Source organism: Caulobacter sp. DMC95, from assembly GCF_056313785.1.
In genome coordinates, this window is record NZ_JBQUZP010000006.1 from 37,066 (window position 1) to 61,043 (window position 23,978).

A 23,978-nucleotide genomic window follows, 5' to 3' on the forward strand; every position below is an offset into this window, starting at 1 on the left:
TTGGCGGCTTGACCTCTGGAGAGGCCTTGATGCTGAAGTTCCTGTCGGTCCTGGCGCTGTTGCTCGCGCCGTCCTTGGCCTTCGCCGAGGTCTCGCCACAGCAGCGGGCGGTCGAGGCGGTGATCGCCGACAGCGCCGCGGGCTGGAACGCCGGCGATGCCGCCCGGTTCATGGGCAGCTATTCCGACGCCCCCGAGACCAGCTTCGTCACCGAGGAAGGCCTGGTGCGCGGCAAGGCCGCGATGCTGGCGCGCTACAAGGCGAAGTATGACTTCGGCGATCCGGCCAAGCGCGGCGTGCTGACCTTCGAGTCGGTCGATTTCCGCCTGCTGGACCCGACCCACGCGCTGTACGTGGGCCGGTGGGCGCTGGCCTATCCCAATGGGACCTCAGCCAAGGGATACACCAGCCTGATCATGGCCCTGGAGCCCGGCGGCTGGCGCATCATCGCCGATCACAGCAGCTGAAGGCTCACGGCGCGATTGTCGTCTTGAAGGTCGGCGCCTTGCGGTGCTTGGTCGCCTGCTCGTAGGCGTAGCCGAGGTTCAGCAGCAGCTTTTCGCTCCAGGCCGGACCGATGAACGACAGCCCGACCGGCAGGCCTGATACGTCGCCCATTGGCACGGTCAGGTGCGGATAGCCGGCCACGGCGGGCAGGGTGGTCGAGGAGCCGCCATAGTTGTCGCCGTTCAGCGGATCGATGGTCCAGGCCGGACCGGTGGTCGGGGCGATGATCGCCACCGCGCCGGTGTCCTTCAGGATCTTGTCGATCCCCTCGGGACCGGCCATGCGCTTGGAGTCCGCCAGCGCCTTCAGATAGTCGGGATCATCCAGGCCCTTGGTCTTCTCGGCGCGCTCGAAGCTCTCCTGGCCGAACCATTCGAACTCCTTCGGGGTCGCCTTGTTGAAGGCGATCACGTCGGCCAGGGTGCGGGTCGGCACCTTCTTCGGGTCGGTCGAGGCGAGATAGGCGGCGAGGTCGGCCTTCAGCTCGGTGTAGAGCACCACGCCCTCTGCGCGACCGATCGGGCCTTCATCGAATTCTTTTACGTCGACCAGGGTCGCGCCCTGGGCCTCAAGGTCCTTCAGCGCGCGTTCGAACACCGCGTCGGTCTTGGGCGAGTAGCCGGTGTAGAAGCGGGCCACGGCCAGCGTGACGCCCTTCAGCGCGGTCTTGGACAGGCCTGCCGCATAGTCGGTCTTGCGGGCGTCGGCTTCTTTCGTGGCCGGATCGGCGGGGTCGGAGCCGGCGATGATGGTCAGCACCTTGGCCGCGTCCTCGACCGTCAGGGTCATGGGCCCAGCGGTGTCCTGGCTGTGGCTGATCGGCACGATGTGGGTTCGCGAAACCAGACCCACCGTCGGCTTCAGACCCACCAGGCCGTTGATCGCCGAGGGGCAGGTGATCGAGCCGTCGGTCTCGGTGCCGATGGCCAACGGCGCCAGGCCCGCCGCCACCGCCGCGCCCGACCCGCTGGACGAGCCACAGGCGCTGCGGTCCAGGGCGTAGGGATTGCGCACCGTACCCCCGACGGCGCTCCAACCGCTGATCGAGTGGTTCGAGCGGATATTGGCCCATTCCGACAGATTCGCCTTGCCCAGGATGACGAGGCCTGCGTCGCGCAGCCGCTTAGCCACCGGCGCGTCGCGGCCGGTGATGTTGTCTTTCAGCGCCAGCGAGCCGGCGGTGGTGGGGAGGGGATCGGCGCTCTCGATATTGTCCTTCAAGAGGATCGGAACGCCGTGCAGGGCCGAGCGGACCTTGCCGGCCTTGCGTTCGGCGTCGAGCGCGCGGGCGTCGCTCAGGGCGTTCGGGTTGGTGGCGATCACGGCGCGCAAAGTCGGGTTGCGCTGCTGGATCGTGGCCAGGGCCGCCTTGGTGGCGTCCTCGGCGGTCTGGGCCGTGGCGTTTCCGGCGAGCAAGGCGATGGCGGCCGCGCCGGCCAGAATGGCGATCTTGGTCATGAAGCGTTTCCCCGAACGCGGCCGCGACTCCGGCGGCCGAACGGCGGCGAGCATGGGGTTAAAAATCTCCGCTCGCCAAGCGCCAACCGCCACAGTCGTGCGCGATCAGACGAAGATCGCCACGTTCTGTCGCGCCAGGACCAGCGGGCGACCCTTGGCGTCCCACAGCTGCATCTCCTGGGTGGAATAGCCGTCGCCGATCGTCTCGGCGCGGGTGCGCAGCAGGCGCCAGCCGTCGTCGTCGGTCTGTGGCAGACCCACGATGTCCAGCGACCAGGTCATGGTTGAGATCGGCCCAAACTGCGGGAACAACGCCATGGCCGGCGGCGGCGGCATGTCGGCCAGGGCCACCAGGGCCGAGATCGAAGTCGCAGCCGGATCGCGGTGTCGAATCCACAGCAGATATTCCGGCTCGCCCCCGGCCAGGGGCCGCGTGCCGCCAGCCTTGCGAACCTCGAACTGCGCCGAGAAGTGCGGTGCGCCCTGACGGCTTTCCGGGAAGAACAGCTCGCAGGCCGTGGCCGGCGCCACGGGCGGGCACAGCACTTCCTCGTACGCGATGGCTGAGGTCCGGGCCGCGCCGAAGGTCAGCACGCCATGCGTGGCCACGCCCTGCTCGCCGATGAGGTCGACCGCGACGAACAGGGTCGACTTGCCTTGCCGCAGGGGCCGCACCGAGATCGCCAGCTCGCCTGAAGCGGGACCGACAAAGGCGAACTGCGCCGAGCGCAGGGGCGGGGCCTCAGGAAAGGTCCGCAAGGCGGCTTCGACGCACAGCGCGCCGCTGAGGCCGCCGTAGGTGGTTCGGCCTTGTTTCCAGTCGTCGGAGACGTGGGCGGAAAAGCCGGTGTCGGTCGGGGCGATGGCGGCGACGAGGTCGGTGTAGAGCGTCATGAAAACAGTGTTCGTTTTCTTTCGCTACGGAAGTCAAGGGAGGGATGGGGAAAACCTCCCCTGATGGGTGAGGGTCAGAGTGCGTGGTTTGCTGACCGCGAGTTCATTTGCATCGCGAGGGCGGGCGGATCATGAATCGCAGTCATGATCGCCCTGCTTTCAGCAATGCTGCTCACAGCATCGGTTCCGTCCAACTGCGCCTTCGAAGGCGAGCCTCTGCGTTGGACGCAACAGGCGCTGCAGGCATGGGACCGGCTTGATCACGACCGCATCCGCATGCGGGCGCCGGCAACGCCGACGTTGATCCTGTTCGACGAGGCCTGCGTCTACAGGTTCACGCCCGCGACGGCCGGCTCGTTTCGGGTTGGTCAGCGAACCTATTCGGTGCAGGCGGAAAGTCATTCTGGCGCGGTCGCCCTGCCGGGAGGCGGTCAGGTTCCCGCCCGCAAGCTCTCCTTCGCCGCGCCTATGGATGGCGGAGGGATGTTCTTCGTCATGAGCCTGCCGGCCGTGTGGAGGGCGGACAAGGCCGAGGCGCGCGATCCTGAGCGACTGGCCATGGTCGTGTTCATGCACGAGTTCGCGCACACCCAGCAGGGCGCGGGTCTTGGGCGTCGGATCGACGACCTGATCCGTCGAGGCCTGCCTGAAAACGCTGACGATGACAGCCTACAGAAGACCTGGAGTGCTGTTCCGGAGTACGTGAAGGCGTACGAGCATGAGCGTGATCTTTTGTACGCGTCGGCCGGGGCTGAAACCTACGAGGGCCGGCGGGCGAAGCTGGATGAGGCCGCCGTCGCCATGGAAGGCCGACGCGCGACCTATCTCGCGGACAAGCCGCTCTGGCGCGAGGCCGACGATGTGTTCCTGACCTTCGAAGGAACGGGGAATTGGGCGGCGTGGAGCTGGCTCACCGACCCCGCCGGCGGAGCCATGGCTCGCGAGGATGCAACGACGTTCATTCGCGGCGCACGGCGCTGGTGGAGCCAGGATGCTGGACTTGGCGCGATGTTGGCCCTGGATGGTCTCATGCCGACTTGGCCCAGCCTGGCTTTCAGTGATCAAGGCGCAACCGTTGGAGACCTGATCGTCCTGTCTCGACAGGCCAAGGTTCGGGATTGAGGCTCTAGCGCCGCGCGCGGGCCCAAAAACGAGACCGCCGCTGCGGACGTCTCCCACAAGACGTCCGTAACGGCGGCATGGGGTCTCCTGGACCCTCCCGCGCCCCCACATGAACGCGATTGAGGCTAAGGGATAACGCTGTCATGCGGGCGTCGACACGTTTCTCCCGTCGGGCGAACCGAAATGTTGCCTTGCCCCGATCGCGCGCTATCTACGCCCCATGGCGCTGCACATCATCAAACTGGTCGTCGGGTGCGACACGATCGAAGACCTTTTGGCCTGGCACAAGACCGGCGAACCTTGGGTCATGCATACGCGCATGACGCCCAAGCGCATCGATGAGGTGCTGGACGGCGGCTCGCTGTATCGCGTGTTCAAGGGACAGGTGCTGTGCCGACAGAAGATCCTGGCCATCGACACCATAGGCTCGGGCGCCGCCTCGCGTTGTGAGGTGACGGTGCATCCGCCGATCATTCGTGTGGCGCCGCAGCCTCGGCGAGCGTTTCAGGGCTGGCGCTATCTGAAACCTGAAGACGCGCCGCCCGATCTGACAGAAGCCGAGTCTGCGGATCTCCCGGCGGATCTGGCGCGTCAGTTGCGAGAACTGGGCGCCTGGTAACCTGCGCGGGCGCGTTAGGGGAATGGCAACCGGTGCGAGTGTTTCCTCTCCGGCGATGGACAGGAGGGGTCACCATGAAAGCGGGCTATGCCGCCTTGGGCGTGGGGATGTTGTTCGTTGGACTAGTCGGCGGTCTGCTACTGGCGCTGCGTCCGATCGGATAGGTCAACCGACCGCCATGTTGTCGATCAGCCGAGTCTTGCCCAGCCACGCGGCGACTAGGATCCGGCCGGAAGCCTCGCCGATGGGCCCGGGGCCCAGCCGCGATAGATCGCTCGCCTCGCGTACTTCCACATAGTCGACCTGGCCAAAGCCCGCAGCCTGCAAGGCTGCGACCGCGGCTTCTTCGGCGGCGTCGATCCTGGCGCCGTCCGCCACCGCTGCAGCGGCGGCCTTCATCGCCGTCGGCAGAGCCACCGCGGCGGCGCGTTCTTCCGCCGACAGATAGGCGTTGCGTGAGGAGAGGGCGAGGCCGTCCTCGGCTCGGGCGGTCGGCGCGCCGATGATCTCGATGGGGATGTCCAGATCACGAGCCATCCGCCGCACGACCTGCAGTTGCTGGTAGTCCTTCTCGCCGAACACCGCGACGTCGGCTTGGGACTGGATGAACAGCTTGGCGACCACGGTGGCCACGCCGCCGAAGAACTGCGGGCGGGCCGCGCCTTCCAGCGGCTCGGAGACGCCCGACACGCTGACGAGGGTCGAGAAGCCGGGCGCGTACATCTCAGCTGCGTTCGGCGCGAACAGCAGGTCGCAACCGACCGAAGCCAGTTTCTCGGCGTCCGCGGCCTCGCCGCGCGGATAGGCGTCAAAGTCCTCATGCGGGGCGAATTGCTTGGGATTGACGAAGACCGTGGCGATCACGCGCTCTGCGTGCTGCTGGGCCAGACGCACCAAAGACAGGTGACCCTCGTGCAGGGCGCCCATGGTCGGAACGACCGCCACGCGCTGGCCGGCGGCCTTCCAGGCGCGCACATGCTGCCGCATTTCGGCGACGGTGCGAACGATGATCGGGCTGGTCATGAGGGGCCTCCACGCGAACTGGCGAGCGCTTATGGCCTTAGAGAGGGGGAAGGTCCACCATCCCCCAACGGGAGCGCGTCCACAGGCCTGCGACAATAAGGGCTGTGGATTGAGGCCCTTAGCCCCCTCTGGGGCGGGAAACATCGTGTTAACCTTCGATTAAGAGTCGCTGAGTCGCGACGCAGAAGGACCCAAGCCATGGCCGAAACGCGCGTTATCGTCGTCGGCAACGAGAAGGGCGGCGCTGGCAAGTCGACCATCGCCGTGCACCTCGTCACCGCGTTGCTCTACGGCGGCGCCAAGGTCGCTGTCATCGACCTGGACCTGCGCCAGCGCACCTCTGCGCGGTTCTTCGAGAACCGCCGCGCCTGGCTGGACAACAAGAAGATCGAGCTGCCCGAGCCGCTGGCCCTGAATCTCAGCGACAACGACGTCGCCCTGGCCGAAAGGCCGGAAGAAGAGCAGGTGGCCGGTTTCGAGGCCGCTTTCGCCAAGGCCAAGGCTGAATGCGACTTCATCCTGATCGACACTCCCGGCGGCGACAGCGCCATCACCCGCATGGCCCATGGGCGCGCGGACCTGGTGGTGACGCCGATGAACGACAGCTTCGTCGACTTCGACATGCTGGGCACGGTGGACCCGGTGAGCCTGGAGCTGACCAAGCCCAGCCTCTACTCGCTGACCGTCTGGGAGGGCCGCAAACAGCGCGCCCTTTCTGGCCAGCGTCAGGCGATGGACTGGGTGGTGCTGCGCAACCGTCTGGCCACCACCGAAGCCCGGAACCGCAAACGTCTTGAGGACCGCCTTAACGCCCTGGCCAAGCGCGTCGGCTTCCGGATCGGACCAGGCCTGCGCGACCGGGTGATCTATCGCGAACTGTTTCCGTTCGGCCTGACCATCGCCGATCTGTCGCCGCAGGTGCGTCCGGTGCCGGTGTCGCTGCAACATCTGGCGGCACGCCAGGAGCTGCGCGCCCTGATGCACAGCCTGGGTCTGTCGGCCTATTCCGGCGAGACGATGCTGGCGGCGCAGTAAGCGCCCAGCTACAAATCCGAGTGAGCGGGCGGCCGGGGCGACCTCGCCGCCCGTTTTCGTTTCTGGAGCGTCGATGATCTATCTGCTGCTGGGCGCGGTGATTATCACCTTCCTGCTCTGGCCACGCGGCCGGACGCTGCTGAAGGGCGATGGCTGGCGCGTGGGGGCCGGGGCGGCGGCCATCGCCGCCTTCGCGGTCGCCGCCTACGCCACGATCCGCGGCGCGTGGGGCACGGGCATAGTCCTTGGCGTGATCGGCCTGTGGAGCGTCACCGAGGCGCGGCGGCGGCCAATCGTGCGTCGCGAGGTGGTCCACCCGCCCAAGCCCGAACTCAGCCTCGCCGAGGCGCGCGCGATCCTTGGTGTCGGGCCGGAGGCCAGTCTGGCGGAGGTCAAGGCGGCCTACACCCGCCTGATCCAGATGGCGCATCCGGACAAGGGCGGCACCGAGGGGCTCGCGGCCCAGCTGAACGCGGCGCGGGATCGTTTGATCAAGCCGCGCGGCTAAGCTAGGGTAGAAACATGATCAATCGCGAACGCTTCTGGCGCCGCCGCTCGTCGGGCCAAACCTGCTCGGTATGACGCCCTGAACCCGGTTCAGGACGAGCCATCACGCCTGGCTCCCGATGTCATTCTTCAGTTCGGACTTTGATCACTCCCATGACGACCCAGACCCCAGAGCGCGCCCAAGACTGGGCCGGCCGCTTCAGCGAGCGCATGAGCCGCGTTCGCGCCAGCGAGATTCGCGAGCTGCTCAAACTGCTCGACCAGCCCGATATTCTTTCCTTCGCCGGCGGCATCCCTGACCCGGGCCTGTTTCCGGCGGAGGAGATCCAGAAGAGCTACGACGCCGTTCTGGCCGATCCTGTGCTGTCACGGCAGGCGCTGCAGTACTCGGTGAGCGAGGGCTACTTGCCGCTGCGCCAATGGATCGCCGAGCGCATGACCCGCGACGGCATGCCCTGCGATCCCGATAACATCATGCTCACAGCCGGGTCGCAGCAGGCGCTGGACCTGATCGGCAAGCTGTTCCTGACCAAGGGCGACACGGTGATGGTCGCGCGTCCCACCTATCTGGGGGCGCTACAGGCCTTTAACGGCTATGAGCCGGCCTATCTGGACCTGCCGGAAACGGCGCTGAGCCAGGGCGTTGACGAGGCGGCCCTGATGGCGGGCCGTGCGCCGCAGCCTCTCGGTTACTTCGTGCCCGACTTCGCCAATCCCACCGGCGTCAGCCTGACCCTGGCCGAGCGCGAGGCGCTGCTGGTCCTGGCCGACAACCTGGACATGACCCTGGTCGAAGACGCGGCCTATCGCGAGCTGCGCTTCGCCGGCGAGGCTACGCCGACGGTGTTGGGCCTGGACATCGCCCGCTCGGGCGGGATCGATAACGCGCGGACGCTGTTCCTGGGCACCTTGTCCAAAACTCTCTCGCCGGCGCTGCGGATCGGCTGGGTCTGCGGGCCCAAGCCTGTGATCGAGAAGCTGGTGCTGCTCAAGCAGGGCGCGGACCTGCATGTCTCGACCATCAACCAGATGGTCGCCCATCGCGCGGTGACCGAGGGCTACGATCAGCACCTGCATCGCCTACGCGGCGCGTATGGCGCCAAGGCCCGGGTGATGCTGGCGGCGCTGGAGCGCACCATGCCCAAGGGTGTGACCTGGTCGCACCCGGAAGGCGGCATGTTCGTCTGGATAGACTTGCCCGAAGGGATCGACGGCGCTGCGCTGCTGGAACGGGCCATCGAGGATGAGCGCGTGGCCTTCGTGCCCGGCGCGCCGTTCTTCGCCGAGAAGCAGACCCCGAACGCCATCCGCCTCAGCTACTCGTTGCCGACCGATGAGCAGATCGAGGAGGGCGTCCAGCGCTTGGCGCGGCTGATCGGCAAGGCGATCGCGGGCGATTGAGGCTGGCTCCACGGGCCTGAAAAAAGGGCGTTGAGTTTGACCACTCAGCGCCCCTTTTGTTTTCGAAAGCCTAGTCTGGCTCGGCCTAAGGCTTCAAAACCATGCAAGGCATGCGCTTTGCCTTCAGGGCCGAGCAGGCCTCGCGGGCGGCCTCGCTGGTCATGCCCTGGAACTGCGCCCGGAACATGCCGCCCGCGCCGTCTACGGCGCCCTCGGCGTCGCTGACGAGCTTGGTGATCCGCCCGCGGACGAGCTTGAGCTGTTCGTTTGCGAGCGACTTGGAGCGGAAGGCGCCGACCTGCACAGCCCATTCGCCCTTGGACTTCTTGGCGACCTTGGCCGGAGCCGCCGCCTGGGCGCCGCGCAGGGTGGGGGAGACTTTTACAGGCGCGGAACGCGGGGTCTCGGTCAGGACGATGCGGAGGCCTGCCTGGTCGCCGTCGCCCTGCTCTGCCGACGGGCGCTCGATCGGGCCCGACGGCTCGTCCTCATAGATGTTGGCGGCGATGGTGGTTCGCTCGCCGCGCGACCGGCGCTTGATGACGTCAAAGCCAGTGAGCAGCAGGTCTTCCATGTTGTTGTCGCGCCAGGCGGTGGAGGGACCGCCCAGCACCACCGCGATCAGGCGGCGGCCGTCGCGCACCGCCGAGCCGGCGAGATTGAAGCCCGAGGCGTTGGTGTAGCCGGTCTTCAGGCCGTCGAACCCCTCCATGCTGTCCAGCAGGCGGTTGTGCCCCTTGATATAGTTGCCCCGGAAATAGAAGCCCTTCACCGAGAAGTAGCTGTAGTACTGCGGGAAGTCGCGCATCGTGGCGCGCGACAGGATAGCCAGGTCGCGAGCGGTTGAGATCTGGCGGCTGTCGGGCAGGCCGGATGCGTTGACGAAACGCGTGTTGCGCATCCCCAGCTCTTGGCCGCGCAGGGTCATCAGCGCTGCGAAGCGCGACTCGCTGCCCGCCAGGCGTTCGGCGACCGCAGTGGCGACGTCGTTCGCCGACTTGACCGTCATGGCCTTGATGGCTTCGTCCACGGTCATGCTGTCGCCGGCGGGCAGGCCGATCTTGGTCGGCGCCTGGGCCGCCGCTCGGGGCGACATGGTGATCCGGTCGGTCAGCTTCAGGCGGCCTTCACTCAGGGCCTCAAAGGTGAGGTACAGCGTCATGACCTTAGTGACCGACGCCGGATAGCGCGGGCTGTCGCCGCGCTTGTCATAGAGCACCTCGCCCGAATTAGCGTCGATGACGATGGCTGCGTACTTCGGTTCCGAGGCGTTCAATTGCAGATAGGGGACCGCGGCCGAAGCGGTCGACGGCGCGACCACGCTAGCCAGGCACGTCAGGGCCAAACCAGCGACGGTGAGCAAGGAGCGGGCGGAGGTAAGCCTGGCGAACATGGAGCGACGTCCGTCATTTGAACTGGAAGCGGTTCCGCACCGCCACACGCGTAGAGCCTACCATGATGGATGCGGTGTTTCGCCAAAGTAAACAACTGGTGAGCGATCTTGCCGCAGACGCGGAAAAATGAGGCGGGCGGCGCCAATGGCGCGGCTTACCCTAAGGTTATGGTGCGCTGCACAAAATTCTTGACTGCTGCACTGCAGCATGGCAAACCAGCGTTGTTCCAAGCGCAGAGGGGCGAGTTGCAGCTCGACCTTCCGCCCCGCCTCCTTTCCTCCCCAGGAGACTCCCATGGCCGCCGCCGAAACCATGAAGACCACCGTCGAGCAGTTCACCACCGCGTCGAACCAAGCGTTCAAGGACGGCGTCGAGAAGTCGCTGGCCGCGCTGGCCGAAGCCAACACCCATTCGAAGAAGAACCTGGAAGCTGTCGTCGCCTCGGTGACCGCCGCCACCAAGGGCGCGGAAGCCCTGGGCGCCCAGACCTTCGCTTACTCAAAGAAGGCTGCGGAAGACCAAGTCGCCGCCGCCAAGTCGCTGGCCGCCGCCAAGAGCGTGCAGGAAGCCGTCGAACTGCAAACCGCTTGGGCCAAGTCGGCCCTGGAAGCCTACATCGCCCAAGTCAGCAAGGCTTCGGAGATCGTCTCGGCTTCGATCAAGGACTCGGTGAAGCCGCTCAACGAACGCGTCAGCGCCGCCGTCGAGAAGTTCCAGGCCGCCCGTTAAGGCCTGTTTTGAAGGTGTCCCTCGGCACCTTCCCGCGTTGAAGACGAAGGCTCGGATCGCGAGATCCGGGCCTTTTTTCTTGGGCGCGCCCATGCTGCGGGGCCCTTCGCGCCTTAGCTCTTTTGCGTCGACGATCGCCGCGTTAAGCATGCCTCCCGAAACCTGAGTGGAGCGCGTGCATGTCGACCGTCGAGGACCGCCTGAAGGCCATGGGCGTGGAGCTGCCGCAGCCAGTGGCCCCGGTGGCCAACTATGTGCCGTTCGTGCGCGCCGGGAGCCTCGTTCATATCTCGGGCCAGATCTCGATCGCCGCCGATGGCGGGATCAAGGGCACGGTCGGCATGGACGTTGACCTGGAAACGGCCCAGAAGGCGGCGCGTCTGTGCGGGATCAACCTGCTGGCCCAGATGAAGGCCGCCTGCGACGGCGACCTTGAGCGCGTCGTCCGAGTGGTCAAGCTGGGCGGCTTTGTCCAGGCGGGACCTGACTTCATCGATATTCCCAAGGTCATCAACGGCTGCTCGGACCTGATGGTCGAGGCTCTGGGTGACAAGGGCCGTCACGCCCGCTCGGCGGTGGGCGTCTACAAGCTGCCTCTCGGCTTCGCGGTTGAAGTCGACGCGGTGGTGGAGATCGCCTGATGCCCCGGCGCGGACGTCCTCCGATCGAGACCTTCGGAGCGGCGTGGGACGCGCTCTTTGATCGGCCGATCGCGCATCGCGGCCTTTGGACTCGAGATGGCGCGCCGGAGAACTCTCTGGGCGCCTTCCAGGCCGCCTGCGCCCATGACTACGGCATCGAGCTGGACGTCCAGTTGACCGCTGACGGCGACGCAGTGGTGTTTCATGACGACCGACTTGAACGCATGACGGGCGTTGAGGGGCGCGTGCGGGATCACACCGCTACCGAGCTGGGCGCTCTGGCGCTGAAGGGCACGGACGAGACTATTCCGACCCTGGCGGAAGCCCTGACCATGATTGGGCACCGCGCCATGGTCCACATTGAGCTCAAGACACCGTTTGGCGAAGTCGGCGCGCTGGAAAAGCGGGTCTCCGAAGTTCTGCTCGACCACAACGGCCCAACGGCCATCATCGGCTTCAATCCCTATTCGCACGCCTGGTTCGCCGACCATCATCCGCAGATCCTGCGTGGTCTCGATAGCTATGGCTGGAACGATGAAGGCGCGCGCCACGTCGCGCCCGAGATCCGCAGGGCGATGGCCGCCCTTGAGCATGTCGAGATCGCGCGCCCCGATTTTCTCGCCTTGGGTCTGGACATGCTGCCCAGTCCGAAGGCCGACCTCTATCGCGCCAAGGGCATGCCCGTGATCGCCTGGACGGTGCGAACGCCCGCGCAGTGGGACGCGGTGAGGGATCACTGCGACAACCTGATTTTCGAGGGCTTCCACGCGTGACATCGCGTCCCGTGGCGGTTCAGGCGTCGGTCCGTGTCCATCGGGCGGTCAGCGAGATCGGCCAGGACGCCTGGGACGCTTGCGCCGCACCAACCGGTGACCCGTTTATCTCCTACGATTTTCTGTCGATCCTGGAGGAGGCCGGCTGCGTCGCCGCCCGCACAGGCTGGGCGCCGCAGCATCTGTCGGTGCTGGATGAGGCCGATCAGGTCGCCGCCGTCATGCCGCTGTACTTAAAGTCCCACAGCCAGGGCGAGTACGTTTTCGACCACTCTTGGGCCGACGCCTATGAGCGGGCGGGCGGGCGCTACTATCCCAAGCTACAGTGCTCGTCGCCGTTCTCTCCGGTGACAGGTTCGCGGCTGATCGTGCGGCCGGACATCGACAGTGACGAGGGGCGCTCGGCGCTGCTGGGCGGCGCCCTGACGCTGTGCGATCGGATGGGCGCGTCATCGCTGCACGTGACCTTCCCGGTCGAGGACCAGTGGCGCTGGATGGGCGAGCGGGGGATGCTGCTACGCCAGGACCAGCAGTATCACTGGGAGAACCGGGGCTACGCGACCTTCGACGACTTCCTGGCCGCGCTATCGGCCAATCGTCGCAAGACCATCCGCCGGGAGCGGCGCGACGCCCAGGAAGGGCTCGAGATCGTCGCGCTGACGGGCGCGGACCTGACCGAGGACCACTGGGACGCGTTCTTCGCCTTCTACATGGACACCGGGGGGCGCAAATGGGGGCGGCCGTACCTTAACCGTCCGTTCTTTTCGCTGCTGGGCCAGCGCATGGCCGACAAGGTGCTGCTGATCCTGGCGCGCCGGCCGGGCGGTCCTTGGATCGCTGGGGCGCTCAACCTGCTCGGGCGCGACTGCCTATACGGCCGCCACTGGGGCTGCGTCGAGGACGTGCCGTTCCTGCATTTCGAGCTTTGCTACTATCAGGCCATCGAGCACGCGATCCGGCTGGGGCTGCCGCGCGTCGAAGCCGGCGCGCAAGGGCAGCACAAGATCGCGCGGGGCTACCTGCCAAGCCCGGTCTATTCTGCCCATTGGATCGCAGACCGGATGCTGCGCGAGCCCGTAGCGCGCTATCTGGAGCGCGAGCGCGCAGCGGTGGAGAGCGACATGGAAATGCTGGCCGAAGAGTATTCGCCCTTTCGGGAAGAGCGGTAGGGAGCGACCCGCTTTCTGGGCTAGTGAAGCGTTTTTGACGCGCTGAACCAGGTATCCAACGCACGGGCTTCCACGCTGTCCTGCTCTTCCTCGAGGTGCAATTCCTCCAGCAGGATGGCCGCCAGCAGCCACTCTTCGAGCTCCTCGACCGTGGCGCGGCCATCGTCGAGCGCTTCCTTGACGGTGTCGATCAGCCAGTCGACAGCGGCGTGGTTGGACTTGGTCATGACGCGTGTTTCCTGAACGAGCGCCGTTAACTCTACGCTGCTCGCGCGCTGGAAACCCTGCGACATAAGGTCGGGGCGAGTGGGCGTGATGTCGCAGGGGGAGGGCGGCCCGCGCGCTCACACATGGCGCGGGCCGCTTGTGTTCTACCGACCCTTCAGCTTGCGATCGAAGAAGTCCAGGTGCGTCTTCAGCACGCTGAGGCCCTTGGCCTTGCTGCCAGGCGCGCTGTGACGCTCGCCGGGATACATGGCCATCTCGAACAGGATCGCCTTGCGCTGCAGCGCCGCCATCAGGCGCGTGCTGTTCTCGAAGATGACGTTGTCGTCGGCCATACCATGCAGCAGCAGCAGGCTGCCCGGCGCCAGCTTGTCGATCCGGTTGTTGATATCCGAATAGGCGTAGCCGGCCTTATTCTCGTCGGGCTTGCCCATGTAGCGCTCGGTGTAGGCCGTATCGTACAGGCTCCACTCGGTCGGAGGGGCGCCCGCCGCGCCGGCCTTGAACGGGGTGTTCTCAGCGGTCAGGAGCATCAGGGTCATGAAGCCGCCGTACGACCAGCCCATCACGCCGAGCTTATCGGCGTCGACATAGGGCTGGCTGGCCAGGAACTTGGCGCCCAGCAGTTGGTCATCGACCTCGACGGTGCCGAGCTTGCGGTCCAAGGCGCGCATGAACTTGGCTGAACGGTTGCCGCTGCCGCGGTTGTCCAGCTTGAAGATCACATAACCGGCCTCAAGATAGGTGCGCTCCGAGGGGCTGTGCCAGCTCTTCATGACGCGCTGGGCGTGAGGGCCGCCGTAGACCGAGACGATCGCCGGGTACTTCTTGGCTGGGTCGAAGCCGATCGGCTTGAGAATTTCATAGTGCAGCGTTTCGCCGTCCGACGCCTTAAGCGAGCCGAACTCTGGCTGCGGCAGGTTAGCGGCGTAGGGCCAGTAGGGGTGTCCTTCGGCCAGCTTGTTCTCTTCGATCCAGCGCACGCGCTTGCCGTCGGCCGAATAGAGCGCGGTTTGCGGCGGGGTCTTGGGGTCGCTGTAGGTGCCTGCGAACGCGCCGCCGGCGTCGGCCACTTTTGCGGCCCACCAGCCGCCGGCCGAAGTCAGGGCCTTGGGCTTGCCCGGCTTGGCGTAGCTCACCTCATAGAGACGACGCTCGATCGGCGTATCGATAGAGGCCGAGAAGATCGCGACCTTGCGCGCCTCGTCCACGCCTTCTAGGCCGATGACCGGCCATTCGCCCTTGGTGACCTGGGCGATCAGCTTGCCGTCGGCGGCGTAGCGATAGAGGTGCTGATTGCCGTCCTTCTCCGAACCCCAGAGGAAGGTGCCGTCCTGCAGGGGGCGGAAGTCGTTGCTGACCTCGATGAAGTGCGGATCGGTGTCGGTGAGGATCGTCTTGCCCGCGCCGGTGGCGGCGTCGAAGGCCAGCAGGTCCAGCGTCTTCTGGTCGCGCGACAGGCGTTGAACATAGACCGTCTTGCCGTCGGCCGACCAGGCGACGCGCGCGACATAGATGTCCTTGTTGGCGCCGAGATCCAGCGCTGTGATCTTCCCCGACGCCAGGTCGCGGACGAACAGGTCCACCACGGCGTTGGGGCGGCCGGCGCGCGGATAGCGCTGGTTGACGACGGTGGCCCCACCCGGACCGATGTCGGCGCGCGGCACGATATCGACGCCGCTCTCGTCTACGCGGGTGTAGACGATGCGGCTCTCGTCCGGGCTCCACCAGTAGCCGGTGAAGCGATCGAGTTCTTCCTGGACGATGAATTCCGCCACGCCGAACGACAGGGCGTCCTTGCCTTCGGTCGTCAGCGCCGTCTCTGCGCCGCCGGCGACCGGCTTGATGTACAGGTTCTGGTCGCGGACGTAAGAGACGTAGCCGCCCTTGGGCGAAACCTTGGCATCGACCTCGTCGCCAGGCGTCTCTGTCAGGCGCGTGATCTTTCCGTCAGCGACGGTATCCAGATAGAGGTCGCCATCCAGCGGGACCAGGATGAAACGGCCCTGGCGGTCCCAGCTGTACTCGACAATGCCGCGGGCCGAGACACGGGCGCGTTCGCGGCGGGCCTTCTCGGCTTCCGACAGCTCCTTGTCGCCCGAGGACAGCGCGGCGCTGTCGATCAGGCGATAGGGCTCGCCGCCCTTCACGTCGGCCGCCCAAAGGTCCTGGATATTGGCCGCTTCGGGCTTGCCCTTCAAATAGGTGACGCGCTTGCCGTCCGGCGACAGGGCCACGCCCCGCGCGGTGGGGCCGCTCAGACTGGGGTCGGCGAAGATGCGTTCCGGGGTGAGTTTCTCCGCCAGAGCCGGCGTGGAAAGGGCGAGAACGGCCGCGAGCGCCGTGAGCGAGGGCTTTTTCATGGCGCGGGACGCTATGCGGGCGCGCCGCGCTTGTCAGCAGTGAAGTTGTTTCCGGCTTGCAACGCAGTCCGCGCTCAGCGGCACATCGCATCGAGCGGCGACAGGTCCACAGGATTAGCCGGAACCGGCAGGCCCTTGGCGCGCAGCGCGGCGTCCAGCGTGGTGGGCTCAGGCGGCAGGCCAGGGTTGGTGTCCGTTCGGTAGAACGGATGTTTCTGGGCCTCCGCCAAGCTCGTGAACCCAAAGCCCTTGTCCTGGTAGAGCTTGAACAGGCGAGGGGCCATGCGGGCGTCGAAAGCCCCGCCGTGCATCAGCAGGACATAGGGAATGTCCTTGCCATAAAGCGCGTGGCTCATGGCGCGCGCACGGTCTGCGTCGGCGGCCGCGCCGGCAAGGAAGCGCTGCTCCAACTCGGCGATGGCGGCTTGGTCGCCCTTGGCCATGCAGCGGGCGTAGGGTTCGTTATAGGCGTAGTCGCCAAAGCCCAGGGTGACGCTGGCGATCTTGTAGTGGTTGGCGGCCAGCCAGGACCGGACTGCTAGTCGCTTTTCCGCCGTATCGCCTTCGGAGAGGAAGGGATAGCGCAGCCAGCGCCAGTCTTCCTGGCCCATCAGGGCCTTCAGCGCCGGCTCGTTGCGTTCGATCTCAGCGATGAACGCTTCGGGCGTCAGGCTGGCGAGGTTCTGGTGCGACCAGGTGTGGTTGCCCAGCGGCTGCCCCGCATCGCGCCACATCGCCAGGACCGGCGCTGAGTCAGGTTCGCGCTCGTTCTGCACGGCGTTGATGAAGCCAAAGGCCGGAGCCTTCGCCTCGGCGGAAGCCTTCAGCAGATCGGCGGCGACTTGAACGCGGGTGACGCCGGGCGGGAGGGTGCTGTGGGCGGGCAGGTCGTCCCAGGTCAAGGCGATGACGGGCTTGTCAGCGGCCTGGGCCGCGCTCGCAAGTGTCAGGGCCAGGACGGTGGAAAGCAGGATGCGCATGGGCTAGCGGCTTTCGAACAGGCTCAGCGGAATGGCGTCGGCCATCGCCTTGTAGCCCGCCATGTTGGGGTGCAGGCCGTCATTGTCATAGGCCGGGAGCAGATGGGTCGGGCGCTCGGGGTCACGCAGCGCGGCGTCCCAGTCGATCACCGCGTCGAAATTGCCCGGCGCGCGGATCCAGGCGTTGACCGTCTGACGCGCCGCCTCGGCCTCGGCGGGAGGATGGTAGTAGGCCGAGCCGGCGTAGGGAAGGATCGTAGCGCCGATGGCCTTGACGCCTTTGGCGCGAGCCTTGGTGATCATGCTGGCGTAAGCCTGGATCAGGTCTTGCGCCATGCGGGCGTTGGCGGCGGCATCCTGGCTCTGATCGCGGTTCAGTACGCCCAAGTCGTTGACGCCCTCCAGGATGATGAAGTGCGTGACGCCCGACTGCGAGAGGACGTCGCGATCAAAACGCGATACGCCGCTTGGCCCCAGACCGTCAGCAAGCACCCGATTGCCGCCGATGCCGAGGTTCAGGACGGCGATATTCTTGCCCGTGAGCCGTTCGATCAGGCGGTCGGTCCAGCGGAGGTTGGTGTTCGGCTGAACGCCGTAGCCATCGGTGATGCTGTCGCCGAACGCGACGATGGCGGAAGCCTTCTTTGAGCCAACATCGACGCCTGCGATCTGGAACCATCGATCGGCGGTCTTGGCGCCCGGCAAGTCAGGGGCTGAGGTGTGATCGCCGGCCAGAACATAGGACGTCGCCCGCGAGCCTGGATGGCCCGTCTGGACGCTGGGGGCGGCGGGATAGTGCAGGCTGATGGCCAGATGGGCGAGGGGCTCGACGGTCAATTTGACCGGATCCGACCAAGTCTCGCCGCCGGCGGGGATCGTCACCCGAGCGCTCGCCGAGAAAGTGAGCGGCCGGTCCGTCGCGGGGTCGATGCGGGCCGTGGCTGGGGCCGCCGAGACCGCTATGCGCGCCGTGTCGATGGTCAGCGGCTGGGTTCCGAAGAGGTTGGAAAGCTTGACCCGCAGCGTATCGCCGCCGATCGACACGCGCACGATCTGGCGCAGGGTGGCGTTGGGATAGTCCTCGGACGGGAGACTGTTCTTGGCGTCGGGCGCCAGTTGCGCGCTGGACCAGGCCCCGACCCAGCGTTGGGCCTCGGCCTGCGCCGGCAGCGCCAGGGCAAAGGCCAGGCCTGCGGCGACCCAGGCTGAACGCTTGAACATCTTCATATGCGCTTTCTCCCGCCCCGCCGCATCTCTCGTCGGTAGCGGTAACATTCGTAAGGTGTCCGTTCTGGCCCGTAAAGCGTCGATCCGACGGCCCAAGGCGACGGCCGACTGCGACCGCTGGTCGCATTTCTCAAGAATCGCTTGCAACTGGCTGAATGTTAGCGCTATCAGATGTGCGTGAGGCGCCGAGCGCCTCTGCCCTTCCTGGGCGTTTCCTCCCTATGACTTTTCAGCCCGGTCTTCATGACCGGGCTTTCTTTTTGCGTATCGGGCGATCCGAGGCTTAAAATGGACTGGCACGTTTGGAGCCCCGCCATGCCTACCGGCAAGCTGTCCAAGAAGACCGAAACCCTGGAAATCCGCCTGCCGCCGGAGACCAAGGCGGCGTTCATGGCGCGTTGCCAGGTCTCGCGCCGGACCGCCAGTGAGACGCTTCGCGGTTTTATTGAGCAAGACCTCGCCGCGCCGAGGTCAGCGCCGCGCCGTCGGAGTTTGACTTGGCATGCTTTGGCGGCGGCCGTTGCGGGCCTCGCGGTGGGCGCAGTCGCTGCGCCGTCGCTCGCGCGCACGGCGACCTCGGATGCGGCCTTCGAACGCCTGGACGTCAATCACGATGGCGTTCTGAGCGTCGGGGAGTTCCGCGCTCGCTGAGGCGTATCAGCGGATTGGCCGGGCGAACCGGTCCCACTGAAGATTGAGCCACGTCCAGGGCTTGTAGAGGGCCGCGCCGGGCTTCCATGACGCCAGCACAAAGCTGGCCTTTCCCATGATGTTGTCGGCCGGCAGGAAGCCCACGCCCACCTCGCCCGGCCAGCGGCTGTCGAGCGAATTGTCGCGATTGTCGCCCATCATGAAGTACTGGCCCGCCGGCACGACATAGGTCTCTGTGTCGTCGCCCGGCTGACCAGCGCCGCCGTCATAGGTCACATAATTGCGACCGTCGGCCTGTCGCTCTCCCACTTGCAGCACGGTGCGCCCCGGAGCGTCATGATCCCGGGTCAGGCCCAGGGGCGCCTGGGGCAACCGAACCTCGTTGACGAACACCTGGCCGTCTGCGACGCGGATGCGGTCGCCCGGCAGGCCGATCACCCGCTTGATCCAAACTTGGCTGGGATCGCGAGGCAGGCGGAACACCACGACGTCGCCGCGTTCAGGACCCTCGCCCATCAGCCGGCCTGAGGGAAGCGGCGGGTTGAACGGAACGGACGCCCGACTCCAACCATAGGCGAACTTGGAGACCACGATGTAGTCGCCCGTCACCAGTCCTGGCTCCATTGAGGACGACGGGATGGTGAAGGGCTGAAAGACCACGACGCGAAGGGCCAAGGCGATGGCGAGGCCGGCTCCGATAACGCGGAGGGTTTCGAGGATTTCCCGGCGGAGCGCGGTCGGTGCGGGGGCGGTGGGGGAGAGGGTTTCGGTCATGGCTCATAGTCAGCCGGAGCGACGCGGTGTTCGCCAGCAAGACCGTGTCGGGACGCCCGGATTTCGTGTCCGGACAAGCCTCCGCGTCGAGTGCTCATCCAAAAAAGAAAGGGCCGGACGACGTGCGTCCGGCCCAAGTTCGAGGGGAAATGAAGGGTTAGAAGGACTTCTTGATCGACAGGTACACCTGACGCGGCGGGGCGGTCAGAACGGTCTGGGCCGTGCCGGTCGGATCGCTGTTGACGAAGCCGCCTGAACCGATGGTCGAGATGTAGTCCTCGTCCGTCACGTTGGTGACGTTCAGCTGGATCTGCGTGCCCTTGGCCCAGCCATCGCCTTCGAAACGATAGCCCAGCGTGAGATCGGCGACGGTCGTCGATTCCGCAAGGCCGCCAATGTTCTCGTAGGTGTAGTAGCGCTCGCCGGTGTAGGCGACGCCCAGCTTGGCGAAGAAGCCGGCCTGGTCGAACGCGATCTCGCCCTTGAATATGTTCTTGGGCGTGTTGACCACGGTCTTGCCCTTGGTGCGGGCTTGGACCTTGCCGTCGAGGGAGACGACGTCGTTCTCGTACTGAGAGTCGTTGTAGGTGTAGGCGCCGTAGAGGCTCCAGGCGTCTGACAGACGGTACGTACCCGCCAGTTCAACGCCCTTGGTTTCTACCGAGCCGACGTTCGACAGCACCGGAGCGTTGCCCTGGATCGATGAGCCCTGCGCCACCGCCAGCAGGCGGTTGTCGAAGGTCACATGGTACAGCGCCGCCACGCCCTGGAAGCGCTCGGTGCGATAGCGAGCGCCCAGTTCGAAGGTCTTGGAGCTTTCCGGGTCCAGCGTCTGGGTGATGTAGTCGACCCGCGCCTGGTTCTGCGAAGCGAACGGGCCCGAGGTGGCCGCCGAGACATAGGCGCCCATGTTCTCGGTATAGCCGCCGAACACTTCAAAGTCGGGCGAGGCTTTGTAGACGAAACCGACCTGCGGCAGGAAGTTGTCCTTGCTCTCGATCGTGCCCGCCAAGGGGTTGCCGACCACCGTCTTGACGGTGTTCTCGACCTTGATCGCCTTGAAGCCGAAGTTGACCTTCAGCGCGTCGCTGATGGTCCACTCGTCCTCGACGTGGCCCGTCGTGGTCTTGGTCTCGAACGCATACTGCCACTGGGTGAAGAACGGGTTCGACTGGAAGTCCAGCGGGTCGCGCGAGGGCGCAGCGGCCGTCTCGGCGTAGAAGCGGCGGGCCTGGTTGAAGTTGTTCACTTCGTACCAGAAGCCGCCGCCCAGGCGGTGCGCGCCGATATCGACGGTCAGGCCGGCGGTCAGGCCGCCGCGGTCGATGTCATACTCGGTGGTGCGGATCGACAGCGGAGCGGCGGTCGAACCGGCCGTGCCGAAGCCCGGGCTGGCGAGATAGGGCGTGTACCACAGGCCCTGGCCCTTGTTCTTGTGCTGGTAGGCGGTGGCGTCAAGCGTGACCCGATCGGTGATGTCGAGGTTCAGCTTCGCGCCGTAGAGGTCGTCATCGCGCACGCCAGCGCCGGCGTAGTAGGCGTCGTCGACGGTGGCGAACGGCGCGGGCAGTGCGGTCCCGGTCTGGTAGGCGCGGGCGGCGGCGACCGCCAGGCCCCAGTTGGGCTGGGTGTTATCCCAGTCGCGGCCCAGACGCTTGATCATGTCGAACGACAGATCCTGGTAGTCCTGCTCGCGGCGCTCCGAGCGGTGGTAGAAGCCCGATAGCTCGCCGCGTTCGCCCAGCGGCAGCACCAGCTTGGCGTCATACTGACGTTGCTTTTGTTCGCCGCCGCCCTTCCACTTGTCGCTCTTCTGGTCGGCGACGGAGACATAGGCGCGCAGACCGCCAATCTGTTCGATGGCGCCGGTCTCGAACCGACCGTAGAGGCGTTGCATGTTGTCCGAACCGCCGGTCAAAGCGATTTCGCCGCCCATTGCTTCGGACGGGTCGCGGGAGAAGAACTGCAGCGTGCCGCCCAGGTTTGAGGTCGAGGCCGTGCCGAGGGCGCCTGCGCCCTGGGCCAGCTCGACGCGGCCGATGTTTTCAGAAGCGATCGCGCGGCTGATATGCAGGCCGTTGTGGTTGCCGTAGCTCATGTCGCCCAGCGGCGCGCCGTCAAGCGTGAAGCCCAGCTGGTTCTGATTGAAGCCGCGGATCGAGATTCGGGTCGACCACTCATAGGCCCCGAAGGCGTCGGCCGATTGGAAGGTGACGCCCGGCAGCTTGTCGATCGCCTTCAAAGCGCTCGTCCCGGCGGCCTGAAGGCTGATCGCTTCGCTGTTCAGGGTCTGGACCTGACGGCTCTGGCCCTGACCGATGACGATGACGGCGTCGACTTCCGACGTTTCGGGCGGCGTGGCGTTTGTGGCGATCGGCGCGGTGTCGGCGGCCGTGTCGGCGGCGAAGGCCGGGGCGGCGACGATCAGCAGCGCGCCCGCAGCGGCGCTCAGCAACAGGTGGTTCTTCATCAAGGCATCCCCTTTGTTCCAGCGCTAGCGGCGCTGGCTGGGGGTCCGGCTAGCAGCGCTTGGCGACGCCAAGGCGAAGCTTCCGTGTCGGGTTTCCGACGGTCTCGCGAATGAACGATGACAGTCTGCGCCTGGCCGATGCTTCGCCTCGCTGCGGCGACGATTGCGCGAAGGCCTCTGGACGGCTATTTCAGCGCCAATCCCCGAAACATCGTCCCAGCGAGATCGCGAGCCTCATGGCGCAGCAATACATTTTCCAGATGCAGGGCCTGACCAAGGCCTATCCCGGCGGCAAGAAGGTCTTCGAGAACATCTGGCTGTCGTTCTATTCCGACGCCAAGATCGGCGTCGTGGGCGTCAACGGCTCGGGTAAGTCGACCCTGCTGAAGGTCATGGCGGGCCTCGACAAGGAATTCTCCGGCGAGGCCAAGGCCGCCGACGGCATCAAGCGCGGCTATCTCCCGCAGGAGCCGCAGCTGGACCCGACGCTGGACGTCTGGGGCAACGTCATCGCCGACTGCGAAGACAAGAAGATCTTCGACAAGTACAACGAACTGGCGGCCAAGCTCGGCGAGGACTACTCCGACGAGCTGATGGAGGAGATGACCAAGCTCCAGGAGATCATCGACGCCAAGGACCTCTGGGATATCGATTCCAAGGTCGAGATGGCGATCGACGCCCTGCGCTGCCCGCCCAACGACGCCAATATCGAGACGCTGTCGGGGGGGGAGAAGCGCCGGATCGCCCTGGCGCGCCTGCTGCTCAGCAAGCCCGACATGCTGCTGCTCGACGAGCCGACCAACCACCTGGACGCCGAGTCGGTGGCCTGGCTGCAGCACCACCTGGAAGAGTTCCCGGGCTGCGTCATCCTGGTGACCCACGACCGCTACTTCCTGGACCAGGTCACCAAGTGGACGCTGGAGCTGGATCGCGGCAAGGGCATCCCCTACGAGGGCAACTATTCGGGCTGGCTGGAGCAGAAGCAAAAGCGCGTCGTCCAGGAGCAGTCGGAATCGGAAGCCCGCCAGCGCGCGCTCACCCGTGAACTCGAATGGGTTCGCAGCTCGCCCAAGGCCCGTCAGTCCAAGTCGAAGGCCCGTCTAGCCTCGTACGAGGAAATGGTCGCCGCGCAGGAGAACGCCCGCGCCGCCCAGACCCAGGCCCACATCCAGATCCCGCCCGGCCCGCGCCTCGGCAATGTCGTGCTCGAGGTCAACGGCCTGGAGAAGGAGTACGGCGACAAGGTCCTGTTCAAGGACCTGTCGTTCCGCCTGCCGCCGAACGGCATCGTCGGCGTCATCGGCCCGAACGGCGCCGGTAAGTCCACGCTCTTCAAGCTCATCACCGGCCGCGAGCAGCCGGACCAGGGCACCATCAAGGTCGGCGAGACCGTCAAGCTGGCCTATGTCGACCAGTCGCGCGACGCCCTCGACCCGAACAAGACCATCTGGGAGGAGATCAGCGGCGGCACCGACGTGATGATCGTCGGCAAGCGCGAGATCAACAGCCGCGCCTACGTGGGCTCGTTCAACTTCAAGGGCGGCGACCAGCAGAAGAAGGTCGGCCTGCTGTCGGGCGGTGAGCGCAACCGCGTCCACCTGGCCAAGACGCTGGCCACCGGCGGCAACCTGATCCTGCTCGACGAACCGACCAACGACCTGGACATCGAAACCCTGCAGGCTCTGGAAGAGGCGCTGGAAGAGTTCGCCGGCTGCGCCGTGGTCATCAGCCACGATCGTTGGTTCCTGGACCGCTTGGCGACCCACATCCTGGCCTTCGAAGGCGACAGCCACGTCGAATGGTTCGAAGGCAACTTCGAGATGTACGAGGAAGACAAGAAGCGCCGCCTGGGCGCCGACAGCCTCATCCCCAAGCGCATCAAGTTCCAGAAGTTCGCGCGGTAGGGCGCGAGGCTCCAAACGGCTAAAAGGGCGGTGGTTCTCCACCGCCCTTTTTCTTTGCCGTCGGTCCAAGTTGACCTGCGCGCGGGGCGGGAATAGATCAATCTTAGGTATA

23 protein-coding genes and 1 pseudogene are annotated in these 23,978 nt (G+C 66.0%); 14 read left to right on the forward strand and 10 right to left on the reverse strand.

Going from position 1 to position 23,978, the window contains the following annotated elements:
* The first annotated feature begins 29 nt into the window (after positions 1-29).
* Positions 30-467, forward strand: a complete 438-nt coding sequence (locus ACT53N_RS14535; RefSeq protein WP_476064563.1) for an SgcJ/EcaC family oxidoreductase — start codon at positions 30-32, stop codon at positions 465-467.
* 4 nt (positions 468-471) lie between these two features.
* Here ACT53N_RS14535 and ACT53N_RS14540 read toward each other — a convergent pair whose 3' ends face one another.
* Both ACT53N_RS14540 and ACT53N_RS14545 read right to left on the reverse strand, forming a co-directional pair.
* Positions 472-2,058: an amidase gene (locus tag ACT53N_RS14540; RefSeq protein WP_476064564.1), complete on the reverse strand. Its 1,587-nt coding sequence runs from the start codon at positions 2,056-2,058 to the stop codon at positions 472-474.
* Positions 2,059-2,070: 12 nt separating this feature from the next.
* Positions 2,071-2,859, reverse strand: a complete 789-nt coding sequence (locus ACT53N_RS14545; RefSeq protein ID WP_476064565.1) for a thioesterase family protein — start codon at positions 2,857-2,859, stop codon at positions 2,071-2,073.
* Between the two features lie 144 nt (positions 2,860-3,003).
* Between ACT53N_RS14545 and ACT53N_RS14550 the strand changes: the two genes are divergently transcribed.
* The 3 genes from ACT53N_RS14550 to ACT53N_RS14560 all read left to right on the forward strand — a co-directional run bounded on the left by ACT53N_RS14550 (position 3,004) and on the right by ACT53N_RS14560 (position 4,764).
* A complete protein-coding gene (locus ACT53N_RS14550) occupies positions 3,004-3,981 on the forward strand; it encodes a hypothetical protein (protein WP_476064566.1) in 978 nt (325 codons plus the stop codon).
* Between the two features lie 220 nt (positions 3,982-4,201).
* The gene (locus ACT53N_RS14555; protein WP_476064567.1) at positions 4,202-4,600 is read left to right on the forward strand and encodes a DUF1489 family protein; all 399 of its coding nucleotides are present in this window, start codon (positions 4,202-4,204) and stop codon (positions 4,598-4,600) included.
* 74 nt (positions 4,601-4,674) lie between these two features.
* Positions 4,675-4,764 (forward strand): hypothetical protein, encoded by a 90-nt coding sequence (locus ACT53N_RS14560; RefSeq protein ID WP_024265770.1) that lies wholly within the window; start codon positions 4,675-4,677, stop codon positions 4,762-4,764.
* A 1-nt stretch (position 4,765) separates the two neighbouring features.
* On the opposite strand, the gene panC is transcribed toward ACT53N_RS14560, so the two are convergent.
* Positions 4,766-5,623: a pantoate--beta-alanine ligase gene (gene panC / locus ACT53N_RS14565; RefSeq protein WP_476064568.1), complete on the reverse strand. Its 858-nt coding sequence runs from the start codon at positions 5,621-5,623 to the stop codon at positions 4,766-4,768.
* A gap of 198 nt (positions 5,624-5,821) precedes the next feature.
* Between panC and mipZ the strand changes: the two genes are divergently transcribed.
* The 4 genes from mipZ to ACT53N_RS14585 all read left to right on the forward strand — a co-directional run bounded on the left by mipZ (position 5,822) and on the right by ACT53N_RS14585 (position 8,566).
* Positions 5,822-6,658 (forward strand): division plane-positioning ATPase MipZ, encoded by an 837-nt coding sequence (mipZ, locus tag ACT53N_RS14570; protein ID WP_476064569.1) that lies wholly within the window; start codon positions 5,822-5,824, stop codon positions 6,656-6,658.
* 73 nt (positions 6,659-6,731) lie between these two features.
* Complete coding sequence (locus ACT53N_RS14575) at positions 6,732-7,166, forward strand: J domain-containing protein (RefSeq protein ID WP_476064570.1); 435 nt, start codon at positions 6,732-6,734, stop codon at positions 7,164-7,166.
* 14 nt (positions 7,167-7,180) lie between these two features.
* Positions 7,181-7,240, forward strand: a complete 60-nt coding sequence (locus ACT53N_RS14580) for a hypothetical protein (RefSeq protein WP_024265769.1) — start codon at positions 7,181-7,183, stop codon at positions 7,238-7,240.
* A gap of 78 nt (positions 7,241-7,318) precedes the next feature.
* Positions 7,319-8,566 carry an aminotransferase-like domain-containing protein gene (locus tag ACT53N_RS14585; RefSeq protein WP_476064571.1) on the forward strand — a complete coding sequence of 416 codons (1,248 nt, stop codon included), beginning with the start codon at positions 7,319-7,321 and terminating at the stop codon, positions 8,564-8,566.
* Between the two features lie 85 nt (positions 8,567-8,651).
* Here ACT53N_RS14585 and ACT53N_RS14590 read toward each other — a convergent pair whose 3' ends face one another.
* On the reverse strand, positions 8,652-9,959 hold the full coding sequence (locus tag ACT53N_RS14590; RefSeq protein ID WP_476064572.1) for a D-alanyl-D-alanine carboxypeptidase: 1,308 nt from the start codon (positions 9,957-9,959) through the stop codon (positions 8,652-8,654).
* 295 nt (positions 9,960-10,254) lie between these two features.
* Here ACT53N_RS14590 and ACT53N_RS14595 point away from each other — a divergent pair, with 295 nt between their 5' ends.
* The 4 genes from ACT53N_RS14595 to ACT53N_RS14610 all read left to right on the forward strand — a co-directional run bounded on the left by ACT53N_RS14595 (position 10,255) and on the right by ACT53N_RS14610 (position 13,272).
* The gene (locus ACT53N_RS14595) at positions 10,255-10,689 is read left to right on the forward strand and encodes a phasin family protein (RefSeq protein ID WP_062095172.1); all 435 of its coding nucleotides are present in this window, start codon (positions 10,255-10,257) and stop codon (positions 10,687-10,689) included.
* Between the two features lie 179 nt (positions 10,690-10,868).
* On the forward strand, positions 10,869-11,330 hold the full coding sequence (locus ACT53N_RS14600; protein WP_476064573.1) for a RidA family protein: 462 nt from the start codon (positions 10,869-10,871) through the stop codon (positions 11,328-11,330).
* Positions 11,330-12,103, forward strand: coding sequence for a glycerophosphodiester phosphodiesterase (locus tag ACT53N_RS14605; protein ID WP_476064574.1), 774 nt, complete (start codon positions 11,330-11,332; stop codon positions 12,101-12,103). Before ACT53N_RS14600 ends, ACT53N_RS14605 begins: the two co-directional genes overlap by 1 nt.
* Positions 12,100-13,272, forward strand: a complete 1,173-nt coding sequence (locus ACT53N_RS14610) for a GNAT family N-acetyltransferase (protein ID WP_476064575.1) — start codon at positions 12,100-12,102, stop codon at positions 13,270-13,272. Before ACT53N_RS14605 ends, ACT53N_RS14610 begins: the two co-directional genes overlap by 4 nt.
* A gap of 20 nt (positions 13,273-13,292) precedes the next feature.
* Here ACT53N_RS14610 and ACT53N_RS14615 read toward each other — a convergent pair whose 3' ends face one another.
* The 4 genes and pseudogenes from ACT53N_RS14615 to ACT53N_RS14630 all read right to left on the reverse strand — a co-directional run bounded on the left by ACT53N_RS14615 (position 13,293) and on the right by ACT53N_RS14630 (position 18,201).
* Positions 13,293-13,499 carry a hypothetical protein gene (locus tag ACT53N_RS14615; protein WP_476064576.1) on the reverse strand — a complete coding sequence of 69 codons (207 nt, stop codon included), beginning with the start codon at positions 13,497-13,499 and terminating at the stop codon, positions 13,293-13,295.
* A 144-nt stretch (positions 13,500-13,643) separates the two neighbouring features.
* Positions 13,644-15,860 carry a S9 family peptidase gene (locus tag ACT53N_RS14620; RefSeq protein WP_476064577.1) on the reverse strand — a complete coding sequence of 739 codons (2,217 nt, stop codon included), beginning with the start codon at positions 15,858-15,860 and terminating at the stop codon, positions 13,644-13,646.
* 74 nt (positions 15,861-15,934) lie between these two features.
* Positions 15,935-16,840, reverse strand: a complete 906-nt coding sequence (locus ACT53N_RS14625) for a polysaccharide deacetylase family protein (protein ID WP_476064578.1) — start codon at positions 16,838-16,840, stop codon at positions 15,935-15,937.
* A gap of 3 nt (positions 16,841-16,843) precedes the next feature.
* Positions 16,844-18,201, reverse strand: a pseudogene (locus ACT53N_RS14630) (SGNH/GDSL hydrolase family protein).
* A 181-nt stretch (positions 18,202-18,382) separates the two neighbouring features.
* Here ACT53N_RS14630 and ACT53N_RS14635 point away from each other — a divergent pair.
* A complete protein-coding gene (locus ACT53N_RS14635) occupies positions 18,383-18,718 on the forward strand; it encodes an EF-hand domain-containing protein (protein WP_476064774.1) in 336 nt (111 codons plus the stop codon).
* A 6-nt stretch (positions 18,719-18,724) separates the two neighbouring features.
* On the opposite strand, the gene lepB is transcribed toward ACT53N_RS14635, so the two are convergent.
* Positions 18,725-19,492, reverse strand: coding sequence for a signal peptidase I (lepB, locus tag ACT53N_RS14640; RefSeq protein WP_476064579.1), 768 nt, complete (start codon positions 19,490-19,492; stop codon positions 18,725-18,727).
* A 157-nt stretch (positions 19,493-19,649) separates the two neighbouring features.
* A complete protein-coding gene (locus tag ACT53N_RS14645) occupies positions 19,650-21,962 on the reverse strand; it encodes a TonB-dependent receptor (RefSeq protein WP_476064580.1) in 2,313 nt (770 codons plus the stop codon).
* 236 nt (positions 21,963-22,198) lie between these two features.
* On the opposite strand from ACT53N_RS14645, the gene ettA reads away from it, so the two are divergent.
* Positions 22,199-23,866 (forward strand): energy-dependent translational throttle protein EttA, encoded by a 1,668-nt coding sequence (ettA, locus tag ACT53N_RS14650; protein WP_476064581.1) that lies wholly within the window; start codon positions 22,199-22,201, stop codon positions 23,864-23,866.
* Positions 23,867-23,978 lie beyond the last annotated feature (112 nt).